Annotated in this window: 20 protein-coding genes and 3 pseudogenes; 8 read left to right on the top strand and 15 right to left on the bottom strand. The window is 33.5% G+C overall.

The window, feature by feature from the left end:
- Nucleotides 1-297 precede the first annotated feature (297 nt).
- On the top strand, nucleotides 298-492 hold the full coding sequence (locus JFU18_RS04290; protein ID WP_002165873.1) for a hypothetical protein: 195 nt from the start codon (nucleotides 298-300) through the stop codon (nucleotides 490-492).
- Between the two features lie 132 nt (nucleotides 493-624).
- Nucleotides 625-1979, top strand: a protein-coding gene (locus JFU18_RS04295) for an IS3 family transposase (RefSeq protein ID WP_201050269.1) whose coding sequence is annotated in 2 segments (ribosomal slippage) — nucleotides 625-1078 and nucleotides 1078-1979 — 1356 coding nt in all. Because the reading frame shifts where the segments join, the coding sequence is not laid out codon by codon here.
- A gap of 303 nt (nucleotides 1980-2282) precedes the next feature.
- On the opposite strand, the gene JFU18_RS04300 is transcribed toward JFU18_RS04295, so the two are convergent.
- Nucleotides 2283-2786 (bottom strand): MepB family protein, encoded by a 504-nt coding sequence (locus JFU18_RS04300; RefSeq protein WP_002012628.1) that lies wholly within the window; start codon nucleotides 2784-2786, stop codon nucleotides 2283-2285.
- Between the two features lie 220 nt (nucleotides 2787-3006).
- Between JFU18_RS04300 and JFU18_RS04305 the strand changes: the two genes are divergently transcribed.
- Nucleotides 3007-3219: a hypothetical protein gene (locus JFU18_RS04305; RefSeq protein ID WP_002012629.1), complete on the top strand. Its 213-nt coding sequence runs from the start codon at nucleotides 3007-3009 to the stop codon at nucleotides 3217-3219.
- A gap of 92 nt (nucleotides 3220-3311) precedes the next feature.
- On the opposite strand, the gene JFU18_RS04310 is transcribed toward JFU18_RS04305, so the two are convergent.
- From JFU18_RS04310 to JFU18_RS04325, 4 genes and pseudogenes are all read right to left on the bottom strand, one after another.
- Nucleotides 3312-3869 carry a C1q-like domain-containing protein gene (locus JFU18_RS04310; protein WP_201033735.1) on the bottom strand — a complete coding sequence of 186 codons (558 nt, stop codon included), beginning with the start codon at nucleotides 3867-3869 and terminating at the stop codon, nucleotides 3312-3314.
- A gap of 137 nt (nucleotides 3870-4006) precedes the next feature.
- Nucleotides 4007-4582: a C1q-like domain-containing protein gene (locus tag JFU18_RS04315; protein ID WP_201033143.1), complete on the bottom strand. Its 576-nt coding sequence runs from the start codon at nucleotides 4580-4582 to the stop codon at nucleotides 4007-4009.
- A gap of 820 nt (nucleotides 4583-5402) precedes the next feature.
- Nucleotides 5403-5588: pseudogene (locus JFU18_RS04320) on the bottom strand (hypothetical protein); the annotation flags it as partial.
- 516 nt (nucleotides 5589-6104) lie between these two features.
- The gene (locus JFU18_RS04325) at nucleotides 6105-6326 is read right to left on the bottom strand and encodes a hypothetical protein (RefSeq protein WP_201034588.1); all 222 of its coding nucleotides are present in this window, start codon (nucleotides 6324-6326) and stop codon (nucleotides 6105-6107) included.
- Between the two features lie 76 nt (nucleotides 6327-6402).
- Here JFU18_RS04325 and JFU18_RS04330 point away from each other — a divergent pair, with 76 nt between their 5' ends.
- Nucleotides 6403-7011: a hypothetical protein gene (locus JFU18_RS04330; RefSeq protein ID WP_002012636.1), complete on the top strand. Its 609-nt coding sequence runs from the start codon at nucleotides 6403-6405 to the stop codon at nucleotides 7009-7011.
- 6 nt (nucleotides 7012-7017) lie between these two features.
- Here the strand turns inward: JFU18_RS04330 and JFU18_RS04335 are convergent, their stop codons facing one another.
- Nucleotides 7018-7173, bottom strand: coding sequence for a hypothetical protein (locus tag JFU18_RS04335; RefSeq protein WP_002065248.1), 156 nt, complete (start codon nucleotides 7171-7173; stop codon nucleotides 7018-7020).
- A 199-nt stretch (nucleotides 7174-7372) separates the two neighbouring features.
- Here JFU18_RS04335 and JFU18_RS04340 point away from each other — a divergent pair, with 199 nt between their 5' ends.
- From JFU18_RS04340 to JFU18_RS04350, 3 genes are all read left to right on the top strand, one after another.
- The gene (locus JFU18_RS04340; RefSeq protein WP_201033140.1) at nucleotides 7373-7735 is read left to right on the top strand and encodes a tyrosine-type recombinase/integrase; all 363 of its coding nucleotides are present in this window, start codon (nucleotides 7373-7375) and stop codon (nucleotides 7733-7735) included.
- A gap of 79 nt (nucleotides 7736-7814) precedes the next feature.
- Complete coding sequence (locus tag JFU18_RS04345; RefSeq protein ID WP_201033733.1) at nucleotides 7815-8129, top strand: thioredoxin family protein; 315 nt, start codon at nucleotides 7815-7817, stop codon at nucleotides 8127-8129.
- 576 nt (nucleotides 8130-8705) lie between these two features.
- Complete coding sequence (locus JFU18_RS04350) at nucleotides 8706-9587, top strand: cation diffusion facilitator family transporter (protein ID WP_002085782.1); 882 nt, start codon at nucleotides 8706-8708, stop codon at nucleotides 9585-9587.
- On the opposite strand, the pseudogene JFU18_RS04355 reads toward JFU18_RS04350, so the two are convergent.
- The 5 genes and pseudogenes from JFU18_RS04355 to JFU18_RS04375 form a co-directional block, all read right to left on the bottom strand.
- Nucleotides 9577-10211, bottom strand: a pseudogene (locus JFU18_RS04355) (phosphatase PAP2 family protein). The gene JFU18_RS04350 and the pseudogene JFU18_RS04355 sit on opposite strands and share 11 nt — an antisense overlap.
- A gap of 77 nt (nucleotides 10212-10288) precedes the next feature.
- Nucleotides 10289-11044: a sporulation protein gene (locus tag JFU18_RS04360; RefSeq protein ID WP_085310912.1), complete on the bottom strand. Its 756-nt coding sequence runs from the start codon at nucleotides 11042-11044 to the stop codon at nucleotides 10289-10291.
- Nucleotides 11026-11846, bottom strand: a pseudogene (locus JFU18_RS04365) (serine/threonine protein kinase). Before JFU18_RS04365 ends, JFU18_RS04360 begins: the two are co-directional and overlap by 19 nt.
- On the bottom strand, nucleotides 11846-12028 hold the full coding sequence (locus tag JFU18_RS04370; RefSeq protein ID WP_002141661.1) for a hypothetical protein: 183 nt from the start codon (nucleotides 12026-12028) through the stop codon (nucleotides 11846-11848). Before JFU18_RS04370 ends, JFU18_RS04365 begins: the two are co-directional and overlap by 1 nt.
- 110 nt (nucleotides 12029-12138) lie before the next feature.
- Nucleotides 12139-12318 (bottom strand): YozD family protein, encoded by a 180-nt coding sequence (locus tag JFU18_RS04375; RefSeq protein WP_002012644.1) that lies wholly within the window; start codon nucleotides 12316-12318, stop codon nucleotides 12139-12141.
- 149 nt (nucleotides 12319-12467) lie between these two features.
- Between JFU18_RS04375 and JFU18_RS04380 the strand changes: the two genes are divergently transcribed.
- Nucleotides 12468-12623 (top strand): DUF3930 family protein, encoded by a 156-nt coding sequence (locus JFU18_RS04380; RefSeq protein ID WP_002095676.1) that lies wholly within the window; start codon nucleotides 12468-12470, stop codon nucleotides 12621-12623.
- A gap of 4 nt (nucleotides 12624-12627) precedes the next feature.
- Here the strand turns inward: JFU18_RS04380 and JFU18_RS04385 are convergent, their stop codons facing one another.
- The 4 genes from JFU18_RS04385 to kamA all read right to left on the bottom strand — a co-directional run bounded on the left by JFU18_RS04385 (nucleotide 12628) and on the right by kamA (nucleotide 15539).
- Nucleotides 12628-13290 carry a hypothetical protein gene (locus JFU18_RS04385; RefSeq protein ID WP_002012647.1) on the bottom strand — a complete coding sequence of 221 codons (663 nt, stop codon included), beginning with the start codon at nucleotides 13288-13290 and terminating at the stop codon, nucleotides 12628-12630.
- A 273-nt stretch (nucleotides 13291-13563) separates the two neighbouring features.
- Nucleotides 13564-13779 carry a YozE family protein gene (locus JFU18_RS04390; RefSeq protein ID WP_002085796.1) on the bottom strand — a complete coding sequence of 72 codons (216 nt, stop codon included), beginning with the start codon at nucleotides 13777-13779 and terminating at the stop codon, nucleotides 13564-13566.
- Nucleotides 13780-13851: 72 nt separating this feature from the next.
- Entirely contained in the window at nucleotides 13852-14124 is a 273-nt protein-coding gene (locus tag JFU18_RS04395) for a YokU family protein (RefSeq protein WP_002085797.1), read from the bottom strand.
- Nucleotides 14121-15539, bottom strand: coding sequence for a lysine 2,3-aminomutase (kamA, locus tag JFU18_RS04400; protein WP_002012651.1), 1419 nt, complete (start codon nucleotides 15537-15539; stop codon nucleotides 14121-14123). Before kamA ends, JFU18_RS04395 begins: the two co-directional genes overlap by 4 nt.
- Nucleotides 15540-15713 lie beyond the last annotated feature (174 nt).

A 15713-nucleotide genomic window follows, 5' to 3' on the forward strand; every position in this document is an offset into this window, starting at 1 on the left:
TCCAAGATTTTTCAATCTCCCTGTAAAAAGGCAGCTAAAAAAAGCTGCCTTTTTACAATTTATTATATAGAGACAAGTTAATTAACGCTTATTCCCTCATATTAGTCTGTTTTTAAGCTTTTTATAAACATGATATATATTTTTTCACAACACTATTTTGATACGTAATAGAAATTACATCAACTCATACAGTATATGTAATAATCAACTACAATAAAAATTACATATTATATTAATATGTCTTCCTAATTAAAAGGAAATAAACATATAACCTCTGTTATGTAAGGAGTTTATTTAATGAAAAAAATCCCTATCGTATTCAAAGTTCCACCGAATTCAAAGCTAAAAGTTACATTCTATGGTCCTTGTAACGAAGTAATTACAAATGTATCTTTAATTAATCAACTATTCACCCCTACCTGCCAAACTGTATCTCAATATCCAGACTTCAAGAAATATATAACTGAAGTCCGATCATTATCAAATTGTTAATCGTATAATTTTATGATTTATCATTTCGAACAGTACGATAACAAAATAATAAAAAGAGCCGCATCTTTCAAAAGAAATGAACTGCACCCCAATTGTTAGACACAGTCTAACAATTGGAGGTGCAGTTTTTCTATGGCTAAATTTACAGCTGATGAAAAAATACAAATCGTTCTACGTTATTTGAACGGAAATGAAAGTTATCGAGAAATGGGTAGAGCGATCGGTATAAGTGGCACAATCATTTTGAATTGGGTAAACCAATATAAGCAGAATGGTGTGGAAGCTTTTCTAAAACGATGTACAAATTACACACAACAATTTAAACTAGACGTACTAAACTTTATGATTGAAAACGGTATGTCCTTATTTGAGACGGCAGCTATCTTTAACATTCCTGCCCCTTCAACGATTTCTGTTTGGAAAAAACAACTCAAAACACAAGGAATTGATGCCCTTCAATCTAAAAAAAAGGGGCGTCCATCCATGAAAAAAGAGTCAAATAAACAAGTAAAACAAGCTTTAGCTGAAGGGTCAGTCGAAGCACTTGAAGCACGTATTAAACAGCTTGAAATGGAAAATGAGTACTTAAAAAAGTTGAATGCCTTAGTTCAAAACAAGGAAAAGTCACTAAACAAGACAAAGCGCAAGTAGTCTATGAATTAAGGCATAAATATTCGGTGAAGGCACTCGTGGAGTTAGCTACTATTCCACGAAGCACGTATTATGATTTAGTAAAGAAAATGAATCGCCCAGATGTAGATGCCGATTTGAAAGCTGAGATTAAAGTGATTTATGAGGAGAATGAAGGTCGTTATGGCTACCGTCGCATTCGTGATGAGTTAGCGAATCGTGGTCAGAAAGTGAATCACAACAAGGTGCAACGTATTATGAAAGAGCTTGGATTAAAGTGTGTTGTGCGTATGAAGAAATATAAATCCTATAAAGGGAAAGTCGGTAAAATTGCACCCAATATTTTAGAGCGTAATTTTTATGCAGATGCACCGAATCAAAAATGGGTAACAGACATCACAGAGTTTAAATTATTTGGAGAAAAACTGTATGTATCACCTGTATTAGACTTGTATAATGGTGAGATTATTACCTATACAATTGGTTCTAGACCGGCGTATTCACTTGTTTCAGAGATGTTAGAGAAAGCATTAGAACGTTTACCTGAAAACCACCAGCTACTGATGCATTCGGATCAAGGATGGCATTATCAAATGAGACAGTACGTCCGTACACTTGAATCAAGAGCTATCGTACAGAGTATGTCTCGAAAAGGAAACTGTTACGACAACGCAGTAATAGAGAATTTCTTTGGGATTATGAAGTCGGAGTTCCTCTATATAAAAGAATTTGAATGCATAGAGCATTTTAAAATAGAATTAGAAAAATATATAGATTATTATAATAAGAAACGGATTAAGGCAAAATTAAAAATGAGCCCGGTACAATACCGGACTCATTTGGATCAAGTAGCCTAATGAAATAACCGTGTCTAACTTTTAGGGGTCACTTCAAAACGGCTCTTTTTCATTTCACAAAACATGACTTCATTAAAAAACTAAAATAACTCATTAATTGATATTCTGTTGATATTTTACACATATTAATGAAATGCGCATATATTATCATATGGAGATTCTCCACTCATAAAACCTATCTTTTTTTGAGCATACTTTATTTGTATGCTCCTTTTTTATTCTTTACTTAACGGCTTACCCTGTTAATATTTCCAAATATCATCTGAACGAACATTGAATATTTCAATTTTTTCTTATTATGTGCTATGAATATAAGTTTAATAATTTATCTGTAGCTACATTTTCAGTATCACTTAAATCGACAAAATAATGAAGTTGCCACAATTGACTCTTCTTAGCTTGATTACTAATAGGTTTATCCCAAATAGGGTAAACCCTCATAGCCATTTTCCCTTTTTGATTTTGAGTTTTTAATATTTTTTCTTTTAGAAGAATCTCTTTTGGAAAAATAAATTGTCCTAGTTTATTATCCGCTATACAAGTGATAACTAAAAGGTTAGGAGCTGAATCATAAGAAAATGCCTGATTGCTCATGGAGGCATTCTTCTCCCAAAAAGAAACAAATTGTCCAATCTTATTAGGCGTAATTTTTGATACCCTAAATCGGATGCTTCTATTATTTAGCTGGAATACCCCTCCTGCATATTCTGAATTTTGCTTTTCTTCTTTTCGTTTAGTAATTAATAGATTATTAGGTTTGTAAATCATTTCATCTAGTTTTTCAATTATATTACTAAAATTTGTCATGTAAACGCACCTTTTTTATTTTCCAGTATACCAAGAACATTCGTTCTTGTATATTAAACTTAAACAAATGTTGGCTTTGAATAGTCTTTCAAAGATTATTTTATCTACTCCATCCATAACTTCAAATTTACTTTTATAGTATTTATTACATTACTCTTCCAATTCCCTGTATTCTTCATTATTTCATTAATATATTAATAAAAAATGAGGTACATATTACATGAATCCATCCAAAATTGACTTCGGCTCCATAGAGCAACCTTTATTCCTATTAATTTTATATCTTATCGCAATTCTTTTAACACTCGGCATTACATTTAGTATATGTCATTCCCTTTTACTAAATTTAAATGCACCGAGATGGGTAGCAAAACTGTTAGCTATCGTATTAACTCTAGGTGTTGCTTATCAAGTGTTTATGAATTTATTTTAATATATTAACAATTTAACACCTTTAACTAAAAGGCCCTACCATAAGGTAGAGCCTTTTTTAAAAAAATAGTCCATAAATCACAAACATGTCTTTTATTTTATTGGAGATGGGAATCTTGCAGCCTCAAAATGCGTACTAATAAATCCTGGATCATTTTGTATAATCAGTCCATCTACATCACTCTCAGCAAAAATTCCAACTACATCTCCTGCATGTAATTGAAGTATTGTTGAAACAGCTACGACATTTACAAAATTGGGTGGACCAAAAAAGTCATTATCTATCGCTATAGCTGGATTATCATTTACCCGAATTTCTACACGCGCTCTATAATTCGTATTACTATCATTAGGTGCAAAGCTGATTGTACCAATAATAGAATAAACCCCTCTAGTCTTCGGAATAAAATCTGATGTTACTGGATTATATTCATTCGCTAAATCAAACTGTTCATTTTGGAATAATACTTTAACAAAAGTATTTGCAGTGACATTTTGATCTACTGTACTAACCGCTCTAAAAGCAGATGCCCTTACAAGTTTATCTTTCTCATTATCACAACACTTATCGTAATAATCTGTACTTTTCTTACAACAATTATGCTTTGTCTTTTTATAGCCATTGCAATGCTTACAATAATAATAAGACATATTTATATCCCCTTTCTAAATCTATTGTTGTATACTATGCAAAATAAATTTAAAAAGTTTGGACGAGCTATTGCTATTATGAAATTAAAAAACTCCACCGAGAAGCAGAGTTAATAAAATTTTTTCCTTTTTAATATTTATACAATTGGAGATGGGAATCTTGCAGCCTCAAAATGAGAACCGTCTTCTGTACTACTAATAACCCCATCTATACTACTTTGTGCAAAAATCTCGACAATATCACCTGCATCTAATTGAAGTATTGTTGAAACACTTACGACATTGCCGAAATTTATTGGACCAAAAAAGTCGTTATCTATAGCAATTGCCGCATTTCCATTCACTCGAACTTCTACACGCGCTCTATAATTTAAATTTGTATCGTTCGGAAAGAAACCAATCGTCCCAATTACGGAATAAACTCCTCTAGTCTTCGGAGTAAAATCTGATGTTGCTGGGTTATATTCGTTCGCTAAATCAAATTGTTCATTTTGAAATAATACTTTAACAAAAGTATTAGCTGGAAGGTTTTGATTAACTGTATTTACAGCTCTAAAAGCAGATGCTCTTACAAGGTTATTCTCCTTATGATCGCAAGAACAGTCATCACATCTTTTACCGCACTTATTATAATAATCACTTCTTTTTTTACAGCAATCATGATTTTTCTTTTGGTAACTCTCACAATTCTTACAGTAGTAATAACAAGACATATATAGTGCTCCTTTCTAATCTACTACTGCATAATATGTATGCTAGACTTGGAAAGTTTGGACAGGTTATTGCGATTACAAAAATAAAAATGCTCCACCATAAGGTAGAGCGAAGATAAAGTATAACTTTTAAAAACAAAGCACTCATGTAATATTATGGTTAAATCAGTAATACAAATTATCTAGTTTCATCAACTCGGATTTTCAGAAAAAACTCCTCTGTACGATTTTATTATTATTGAATAGATTATATTGTTCAGTGAGATATGCAATATTTCATATTTTATTATTTCAATATTCCTTTATTATCGTTGAGTTGTAAACATTCTCTTAAAAACACTTTAAAATCAACACTTACTCTATAACAAATACTTTTTCATCCTTAAGAATTACCTGTAAGCATTATATTCAAATATTATTATTGTAAATTATTGACCTGTACAAACGTATAATTTTTGTGTATTCTATGGACAAGGAGTAAGGTAAGAGTTACTCTTTGCCATTTTAGGAAAGGCCCTGTTGGAGACAACAGGGCCTTTTTTCATAAACTAAATCGGTAAGATCCCCTAACTAGTAAGCTTTCTTTACCTAAACATCATGCATTTCTTTTTGCATACACCGCTACTCTTCTTCGACTGTTTCGTATACAATCATCAGACACTATTTAACAGTATATAGTTCATTTATCCAGCACTTTCAAAACAGCTTGTACACCGTTAAAATACTTCATGCACTACAAATAAATTATCCGTTCTCGTACAGGATGAGTATAAATTTTGGAATGTCCTGATATTAAATTACTTACAAGGTTTCATACCACTTATACTTTTGGAGACGGGAATCTTGCAGCTTCAAAATACGTACTATCTTCTACATTACTAATAACTCCAGCTACGCTACTTTGTGCAAAAATCTCGACTAAATCCCCTGCACTCAATTGAATTATGGATGAAACAGCTACAACATTAGCAAAGTTTATTGGACCAAAAAAATCATTATCTATTTCATAGAAACCATTTATCAAACACTCCATGTTTCTTCACCCCTTGAATATTTTTTAAATAAAAATACATACTATTTTCAAGCCGTCGTATCCACGGCTAGTACTTCTTTCTTTTGTTACAGTAGTAAGCAGGCAGGTTCTTCACCTATCTGCTTTCTCTGTATATTTTTTTAGATATCGAAAATACTACCTACAAGCTATTTGAACTAGCAGCTTCACTCTTCTTGTAATGGGAAAGCATTTTATCACAATTAGCTAACTCATTCAACTCACAGGCAGACAACCAAAATTGTTGTCTGCTTTTTGTATGGAATTTTTCATTTTGCATATACTACTTTTGAGCCTGTTTACCAACGCAAGCCATTTTGGTGTTTTGAATTCCGACTAAGCTTTTATGTTGCACAGATTATTACATCTTTGACAACACTGGTTAAAAGCGCGTTTTCTGGTTATTCGTAGTTCTAGTCCAGAATAATTTTCCTCCTATAAAGGACAGCAGGTACGACTGCTCGTCCTTTTTTATTGCCCCAAATACTTTTGTAATAATTCCAACGCTTCATTAATGCTCCCATTTAAATCATCAAGTTCAGCATCTTCTGGACACTCCTGCAAAATCACTACCGCTCGACTTATGACATCTTGTAACTTTTCGATATCGATAGAAGTTGTAATAATTCCCTCTTGTTCTTGCGGATCAGCTTTGCCATAGCCATTGTGCATGGACACCGGGTTTTCTAGTATCTAGCTCACCTCCTTAAAAAATGCAGGATTTTCCTTTCCATTATCGAATTAGTAATGTTTGAAAAGGGGGTGTAATATGGCAGAAATTAAAGTAGGACTTACACAATTTTTAGACTTCACACTGAAAAGTAGTGCCGCTAAAACAAACTTTGTAAAAAATCTAAAATCTCAACCGGAATACCAACCAGCTTTTGATTACTGGAAACAATTACGAGACACTGTTATTAAATTTCATCAAAACGAACTACCTTTTGAATGTTTCGAAACATTAGTGCAAACGGTTGATCAGAAGAAAAAGCAAAACTACATTGATGTCATAAAACAGTACAAAAAATTTATTAAAAACAAAGACGTCTCTTGGTTCGATCCAGGTAAATCACATTGGATATCAGATGATTTAATCGTCCGCTCATCACCTGAACTCGGTTTGCTCATTAATGATGAGCCGCATCTTATCAAACTGTTTTTCAAAGGAAAAAAAGAGCGAATTGATAAATACAACATCAACTCAACGCTGACATTATTAAACGAATCGACATTTTCAAATGAACATAACGATGTGAATTATACGGTTCTTAACATCCAAAAGAACAGAATGTATACGAATAACTCTATTAATAATGATCATTTAATAGCGCTTGAATCAGAAGCTAACCAGCTTTGTTATATATGGAATAAGATGTAAAGAGTACTATTCATCTCTTTCAATACCTTTTCCATGCATAATTTGGGCACAATTTTCACAGATCCTATCAGTTTCGTTTAATTGAAGCTCACCTTCTTGTTCCTCACGAACAATGCAGGGTGGGCGTTTTTTCGAAAATAGTTTCTTTAACCATTTCCGCATCCTAACTCACCTCCTCCGAAAGAGTGATATAATGAGCTCTCTCCACTAAATCAGCGTTAACCCCCTGGTTTTTTAATCGATGAAGAAGATCTTCGTTTTTTAGAACATGCAAAAGAAAAGCGTTATTATATCGCTTATCTTCTTGCTATTACATGTGGAATGCGTAAAGGTGAAATCTTAGGTCTACAATGGAAAGAGATTGCTGATTTTACCTGACATTACTTTAATGGCACTAAATGACCATCTGCAAAAAATCTCTGAGGAAAAAGAGCGATATGATGAAAGCTATAATGACTACGATTTGGTCTGCCGTTTCAGAAGTTTGACACAGCTCTGGAAAAAGCTTATAAAGAAAAGTGGGGTTCCTGATATTCGGTTCCATAATCTAAGGCATACTCATGCAACATTAATGTTGAAACAAGGTATTCACCCGAAGATTGTCAGTGAACGATTAGGACATAAAAGAGTAGGCATCACATTGGACACCTACTCACATGTCGTACCAGGCCTACAAGAAAAAGCAGTCGAAGATTTTGCAAACAATCTATTTCAAAAACACTAATGTTTGCAAAATGTTTGCAATCACGGATTTTGCATAAAAATACTAACTTATCCGTGTGACATTGAGAGGAGTCAAAAACATGAGAGAAATCAAGTCTGACAAGGAATTCAAAGACATCATCGCAAGCGAGGAGCCAGTAGTTGTTAAGTTCTTTACTACATGGTGCCCAGATTGCGTGCGTATGGACAACTTTATCGGAGATGTAATGGAAGAGTTCAATAAATTTGAATGGTATTCTATTAATAAAGATCAGTTCCCAAGTATTGCTGAAGAGTATCAAGTAATGGGTATTCCAAGCCTACTTGTATATCAAAATGGCGAAAAGTTAGGTCACTTACATAGTGCAAATGCAAAAACGGAAGAGCAAGTTACTGAGTTTTTAGAAGCATACTAAGAAACGAAAAACCTCTGAAAAATCATCAGAGGTTTTTTTCGTTTTTAAATTATTCTTTGCCTTTGTCTCTTTCTGGAAAGTGAATATTATAATGCTTTCTCCCCTTCTTATTGAAGAATTTTGTTATCATTTCTTATATATTACTCACATGAGGAATTACAAAGAGTCATTTTGCGAAAAATATATATGAAAAAAATTTTGAGAATCATTATTCTCGCCCTCTTTCCATTTGCCATAATCATCATTAATTGTTTAATAAAGTGAAACCTTAATCAGTGGGGTTTTTGTTCATCCCCCACTGATTATTAACCTTCACCAATCGGGCGTTTACGGGCAGCCCGACTCCCGCCTAACTTCTTTGCTCCAACTGAATTTTGAGGTGGGGGTCTTACTGCCCTCAAATAGCGGGATAAATTTCTACTTTGTACTTTTCAACATATTTTTCCTTAACGAAACTTTGTTATCCCCTTCTTAAAAAGCTATAAAACGTCAACAATGTTTGTATAGACCCACACGAGTTTCGTTTGATACTCTATGTATAGAAAGAAATTCCTTGTAGAAAGGCGAGTGATTAAAATGGATTCTCTTTCTCATAAAGAAGCTGATAAAGGTGCTATTGTCAGCATTATAGCCTACATATTTTTATCCTCTATGAAAATCATCATCAGTTATATTACCCTCTCTAGCGCATTACGTGCTGACGGTTTGAATAACTTAACGGATATTGGTGCTTCTTTAGCAATATTAATTGGCCTGAAAATTTCTCGTAAGCCTCGTGACCCAGATCATCCATATGGGCATTCGCGTGCAGAACAAATCGCATCACTTGTTGCTTCCTTTATTATGGCAACGGTCGGATTAGAAGTTGTTATTAGTGCAATTCAATCGTTTTTCAATCCGAAACAAGCAGCACCTAATGTACTTGCTGCATGGGTAGCTTTATTTTCTGCTGTCGTTATGTACGGTGTATACAAGTATACGAAAAAGATTGCAATGCGAACAAAAAGTAAATCATTAGAGGCTGCTGCAAAAGATAATTTATCAGATGCTCTTGTAAGTATTGGTACAGTAGTAGGTATAGTCGGAGCACAGTTCCAAATGCCTATTTTGGACCCTATTGCAGCTTTACTTGTCGGTCTTATTATTTGTAAGACCGCGTGGGAAATTTTCGTAGAAGCTTCTCATATGCTAACGGATGGAATTGATCCTGAAAAAATGGATGAATACGCTGATGCTATAGGGCATATTTCAGGTGTAGAACATATTGTAGATATTCGTGCTCGTATGTATGGGAACCAAACGTATGTGGATATTACAATTGAAGTAGATGCTCGAATGGATGTTAGCGAAAGCCATTGTATTACTGACAATATTGAAGATATGCTTCGAAAAAAATTCGGAATTTACCATGCTCATATTCATGTGGAGCCCATGCAAAAAGAACCTATTATGACATAGGTTCTTTTTTAATGAACGCCTTATGAAATATAATACATAAAACGAGCCAGCTACCGCCCGCTGCCCATCCGGCTAATATGTCAGATGGATAGTGCACGCCAAGATAAATTCGGCTAACTGAAATAGATAATACAACGAAGCTTGCTATAAAAATAATCAGCAACTTTTTATGCAATGAAATACGATCTTCTGTAATTGTGACGTATGCAATAAATCCTAAAAAAGCAGTAGCATTCATCGTATGACCGCTCGGAAAGCTATATCCAGTTGCTGTAACAAGCTGCGTCACATCAGGTCGTGCTCGTTCATACCATAGTTTGAGCATACTGTTCAAATAACGTGATCCGTAATAATTAATTGTTAGAAGTAATGCACTTAATATTTTTTTCTAAGAAGAAAATACATTACAAGTATAATGAGTAACGGGAAATATATTCTTTTTGAACCGATAAAGGACACCCAAGTAAAATAGGTTGTCAAATACTCGTTTCGGAAACTTTGAATAAAGTGTGCGACTACATTATCAAATTTTTCAATACAAGCGGTATGATACGAAAGTGATAGTGCGACAAAACAAATGAGTAGTGTACAACTTAACAAGTATAAATGTCGGTATCGTTTCACATACATAACCTCACTATGCAAAAAAATGGAGCGGTTGTTTTAGTTTTCCTCCCCATTTCTTTTTTATGCATAGTTTATTAAAAAATATTATTGTTAATTTTTTGCTGCATCGTTGGAATATCTTCGTTTGTTACTGTAAAGCGAATAACCTTCTCATCAAGATCAAGCGCTTCTGCGAATAAACCAGCCAATCCACGTGATTTTCTATCTACTTCCATAATAATTTCTAATCGGTCGTGGGCACTTGGCAAAATTAATAATTCTAATTCATCTAATTTCCCATAATACTCTCCGGAGACTGGAATAAACTCAAATTCTTGCGCGAATGGAACTTGCTTACGTAATCGATACGGTAATTCTTCGCATTCTACATGACGCGCTTTAAAACCTAATTGATTTACACTATTTAATACACTGTTCAATAGTGCATTCGGCAACACTTGAATATAATCACGGTCACTTGGATCAATACTACGTTTAATATCAAGGCCTGTATGAATCCAAACCGTTTTCATTCCAAGTGTTAGTGGTGCTTCAATTGGCATTAAAAATGAAAATGGAATTTCCACTTTTTCATTTGGCTCTACAGAAAATGGATCTGTTAAACGAACTCGCTCCAAATCATACGTTGCCGTTACTTTTTTATCATCCACTTCTCTTACATATGACGTCGACAACGTTAAGTAAATGCTTTCAATTTCTTGGCTAACTGAACCTCCAGTTATATGAACCTTCCCTACTATCTCTTCTCCAACTGTATACTCATCTCTTTCAAGAACAGTATCTACTTTTGCACTTCCAATTCCAACGCTTGCTAAAAACTTTTGAAACATGGGGTCTCCATCCTTTCTAAAGCGTAAGCTACATCTTTTTTCAAATCTTGTACATTTTCATAGTATGGCGCTTTCATTTGTAACATTCGCATCAGCATGTCGCGATTATATTCTTCCAGCACTAACTCTTCATACCAAGGTTTTTCCTTTTTTTCAGTCGATTCATAACTAGCATACAATAAAAATAATACGAAATGACCGAGAGCATAAAAATCGCTACGAAAGTGAACTTCTCGCATCAAAGCTTGTTCACCTTCATAAGTTATAGCTCGCTCATCACCCTCACCTTTCAATTTAGCCAATCCAAAATCAATAATACTAATCTGATTTTCTTTCATTAATATGTTTGGAATACGTAAATCTCGGTGAATGATACCTTTACTATGAAAATACGAAACAATTCCTAGTACTTCATATAAAATTTCAAAAACTTCACGTTCATCATATACTTGCCCATCTAAGAAAATATGATCTTCGAAATTTTCCCCCGGCATATACTCCATCACAAAAAGTTCTTTTTCTCCCATATGAAATGGTCATGTAGCTTAGGAATTGACGCATGATTTAATGTTTGTAAAATCACTTTCTCTTGCTCAAATGATTTTCTACCAGACTCATATCTTTGTTTACTTTGCCTTAATTGTTTTAAGACTTTATATTTATTTATTTGTAAATCATTAACGACATATGTAACCCCATAACTGCCCATTCCAATTACTGATTCAATCTTATAACGCTCTGCAACGATTGTATTTTTTCGCAGTGGTCTATCAAATAAAGCTAGTATACGACGCCATTTCATCAGCTACTTGAAAAGAAGCTACGGCTTTTACGTTTTCTTTTATAATGCTGATGCCCATAACCAGATGAACGTCGTTTATTATCGCTACTTGAATACGAGCGCCCTCTATGACGATAATCACTACTTGAATACGAACGATGTTTTTTCTTTCCTAATAAAGAATCAATAATTTTTTTGAACATCCCTTCACCTCTTATATAAAATTTTCTTTTAATTATACCAACAATTCTTGTCTATATTTGTGACAAGTTTGTAAAGAGTAAAAAACGACGAGTTAAGCCCGCCGTTACTTTCAATCTTCCTCTTCATCAAAAACTTCATCAATCATGCATTTCTCTAATAAATACTCAAATGTAATATCTGCCAGGTCCTCAATTTCTTCTCTTTTTGGAACGTACCCTCTTTCAATTAGTCGCTCATAAAAAAACTCCGCAATCTCTTCCGTGTCAATTACGACTTCAATTTCCTTCATGAGCATCACTCCTTTATTTCTGTTTTATGAAAAAATCTCAAAATTATGTATATGAGATTAGAAAAATAGTTTTTCTTTTTTTATAAGTCATATCATGTAGGTAAAGGGCATACGATGTTAGTACAAGCTATCCAAAGGGGGAAATAATAATGGAATACCAATACGAAGTAGAGCAAACAAAAGAAGAGTTCATGCATGAAGATAAATGGGCAGACTCTCTTATTAAATGGCTTTTTATTTTTTTAATAATTGTAGGCATACCTTATACTGCATATGTTGTTGTTCAATTTATTCTCTCTTTCTAGTTAACTATTTTTTCTCTGTCAATTTAACTAAATAATTTTGAACAACATCCATAACAATTTTATATTCTTCATCTTTAAATGTATCGAATAATAAATGATAATCATTATAAATATCTAATAACCCATCAATAATTTCTTGGCGATTCGTCTTTACACTTACTTTTTTCGAATTGTTAATTGACTTCAATTTTCCTAAATCTAATTTATTCATACCCGCTTTATCTTGTTTCATTTTCTTCAAAATTGCATTTGCCGTTTGTGCATTGGCAAGTAATGTTAAATCCGATTCATCAGCTTCTAACCATTCACCATCAGTAATTCGTGACAATTCATATATAGTATCTTCCCATGCATCATTTTTATATCTCCATACTTCTGTACGAAAACCAACAATACGAAAAACATCTTTATCATATCCAGTTACTTGCACGAGATCACCAAACGTAAAGTTATAATTTAATTCAATCCACTCTGTGTCGCCCTTTTTCATTTCTTGCTCTGTTACATGCTGCAAAGTTTGCTCAACGTAAAACCCATCGTGATTATTTACTTCGTATACGTAAACTCCATCTAAAACTTTCATATTTGTAACTTTCCCAACGGTTCCATATAGCGTAATCACGACTATGTCCCCTACGTTATATTTAGGTTGTTTTTTCCTTGCCATCAATATCTCTCCTTTTTTAAACGTCGTGATTTTGATAACAGTATATGCAACCTACATAAAAACGCTTATCACAGAAGCTTATATTCATAAATTTTTTCAATAAAAAAGTAGAATTTGTATATAACTTAAAAAAGCTAGTATTTAAACTAGCTTTCACTTTTCATTTATGTTCTAACAGCAAGACGTATTGTAAATAAAAAAGCATAATGAATACTTCACTTCTTTCAAAGTAATGTATTCATTATGCTTTCATTTTCCTAAAACTTCATATCGTTATCTCTCTTGTATATATAAATCCCATGCATCATCAAATATAGACATACTTTCTAGCATTCCACTTAACTCTAAGTATGAACTAATTACATCATAGTCTTCAGATTGCTTCGGAAAACTTAAATCATCATACATCGCCTCTGCTAAATCTGATATTTCATTTTTAAATAAAGCTGCACGGTGCTTCATCATATAATGGTAAAATGTCTTTTTCAAAAATATTCCCTACCTTTCTAACTTGGGTACATTATACAAGGCAAAAAAGAAAAAAACCAGCATAAAAGCTGGTTAAAAGTCGAAATAATTCCTTTTTAATAAACGTGGTCTTCCCATCAACTCTTCGTATGTTAGTTGTTTTGGCAAATCTTTCGTATAAATTAAAAACAACTGATCTTCAATTTCTTTTACAGTATGGTCTGCTTGATAGTCCATTCCACATGAGGAACAAGTAATACATGGTGTCTCTTGGATTTCAATGGCTTTCGTACCATCTGGTAATTCCCAATATACAGTATTCAAGCTTTCTTTCGCTTCTGTACTGTCACACCACATACAATTCATACTACGTCACCCTCATTTTTTTTGTCATCATCTAACTTTGCTATTTGTGCTTGATATTTTTTATCTTTTAATTGATCACGCTTATCACGTTTATCTTTTAAAGAAGCATGCGTTTCATTGACTTCATAATCTTTGCGGCGATTCATACGTTGTAAATCATCTGGAACAAGATTAAATTTCTTATCACTCATCAATCCTGCAACGCCGATATCAGAACGTTTCTCTTCATAAGTCGGATAAATTTCTTTAAAGTAGCCTTCTGCTCTTCCTGGGATATAGTTTTCTGGTTCTGGATACGTTGTAATAACCCCTTCAAAATTACGAAGAACAACTTTATCCGCACTTTGTGAAATTAAATAGTTTGGCTGAAGCGCAATTTTTCCGCCTCCACCCGGTGCATCGACAACGAAAGTTGGTACTGCATAACCAGACGTATGTCCACGTAAACCTTCAATAATTTCAAGACCTTTCGAAACTGGTGCACGGAAATGACCGATACCTTCTGATAAATCACATTGATAAATGTAATATGGACGAACACGAATTTTCACTAAATCATGCATAAGTTTTTTCATAATTGGAACGCTGTCATTAATTCCAGCTAAAATTACAGCTTGGTTTCCAATTGGAACACCTGCATTTGCAAGCATTTCACATGCTAGTTTCGATTCTTCTGTAATCTCAATAGAAGTGTTAAAATGCGTATTTAACCATACTGGATGGTATTTTTTAATTATGTTACACAGGTTTTCTGTAATACGCTGTGGGAATACAACTGGTGCTCTCGTTCCGATACGAATAATCTCAACATGCGGGATTGCTCGTAAATTCTTTAATACATATTCTAAAATTTTATCATTAATTAGAAGTCCATCACCGCCAGAAATTAAAACGTCACGTACTTGTGGTGTTTCACTAATATAAGCAATCGCATCATCTAATTGCTTTTTCGGTACGCCCATTCCAATTTGTCCACTAAAACGACGACGTGTACAGTAACGACAATACATAGAACATTGATTCGTTACTAAAAATAGTACACGGTCTGGATAACGATGAGTTAATCCTGGAACTGGTGAATCTTCATCTTCATGAAGAGGATCTTCTAAATCATATTTTGTTTTATATAACTCTTCCGAAATCGGTACTGATTGCATCCGAATCGGACAGCGTGGGTCATCAGGATTCATTAGCCAAGCATAGTACGGTGTAATGTTTAACGGGATCGTTTTCGTTGAAATCTTAACGCCTTCTTCTTCGTCAGGTGTTAAGTTAATTACTTTCTTTAAATCATCTAAAGTTTTGATCGTATTCGTTAATTGCCAAACCCAATCATTCCATTGTTCTTCTGTAACATCTTTCCATAATTCAATATCCTTCCAGTGACGATTTGGTTTGTATACATCATGTAACATTGCTATTCCCCCTTTTTATACGCTCATCCTTTATATAAGCAATAATTATGCCAACTTCATATTCTTGATAAGTAAATGCGAGAAATACCCTATTATATAAGAGAATAAATATTTTTAAGTGCTGTACTAAAACGATATTTACTATCATATTCATTACTTGTTATATATGTAAAC

Origin of the sequence: Bacillus sp. TH22 (assembly GCF_016651015.1) — a bacterium.
Taxonomy (GTDB): domain Bacteria; phylum Bacillota; class Bacilli; order Bacillales; family Bacillaceae_G; genus Bacillus_A; species Bacillus_A mycoides.

Coding starts and splice junctions, on each gene's coding strand:
- JFU18_RS04290 (WP_002165873.1), top strand. CDS start 298: ATGAAAAAAATCCCTATCGTATTCAAAGTTCCACCGAATTCAAAGCTA.
- JFU18_RS04300 (WP_002012628.1), bottom strand. CDS start 2,786: ATGACAAATTTTAGTAATATAATTGAAAAACTAGATGAAATGATTTAC.
- JFU18_RS04305 (WP_002012629.1), top strand. CDS start 3,007: ATGAATCCATCCAAAATTGACTTCGGCTCCATAGAGCAACCTTTATTC.
- JFU18_RS04310 (WP_201033735.1), bottom strand. CDS start 3,869: ATGTCTTATTATTATTGTAAGCATTGCAATGGCTATAAAAAGACAAAG.
- JFU18_RS04315 (WP_201033143.1), bottom strand. CDS start 4,582: ATGTCTTGTTATTACTACTGTAAGAATTGTGAGAGTTACCAAAAGAAA.
- JFU18_RS04330 (WP_002012636.1), top strand. CDS start 6,403: ATGGCAGAAATTAAAGTAGGACTTACACAATTTTTAGACTTCACACTG.
- JFU18_RS04335 (WP_002065248.1), bottom strand. CDS start 7,173: ATGCGGAAATGGTTAAAGAAACTATTTTCGAAAAAACGCCCACCCTGC.
- JFU18_RS04345 (WP_201033733.1), top strand. CDS start 7,815: ATGAGAGAAATCAAGTCTGACAAGGAATTCAAAGACATCATCGCAAGC.
- JFU18_RS04350 (WP_002085782.1), top strand. CDS start 8,706: ATGGATTCTCTTTCTCATAAAGAAGCTGATAAAGGTGCTATTGTCAGC.
- JFU18_RS04360 (WP_085310912.1), bottom strand. CDS start 11,044: ATGTTTCAAAAGTTTTTAGCAAGCGTTGGAATTGGAAGTGCAAAAGTA.
- JFU18_RS04370 (WP_002141661.1), bottom strand. CDS start 12,028: ATGTTCAAAAAAATTATTGATTCTTTATTAGGAAAGAAAAAACATCGT.
- JFU18_RS04375 (WP_002012644.1), bottom strand. CDS start 12,318: ATGAAGGAAATTGAAGTCGTAATTGACACGGAAGAGATTGCGGAGTTT.
- JFU18_RS04380 (WP_002095676.1), top strand. CDS start 12,468: ATGGAATACCAATACGAAGTAGAGCAAACAAAAGAAGAGTTCATGCAT.
- JFU18_RS04385 (WP_002012647.1), bottom strand. CDS start 13,290: ATGGCAAGGAAAAAACAACCTAAATATAACGTAGGGGACATAGTCGTG.
- JFU18_RS04395 (WP_002085797.1), bottom strand. CDS start 14,124: ATGAATTGTATGTGGTGTGACAGTACAGAAGCGAAAGAAAGCTTGAAT.
- kamA (WP_002012651.1), bottom strand. CDS start 15,539: ATGTTACATGATGTATACAAACCAAATCGTCACTGGAAGGATATTGAA.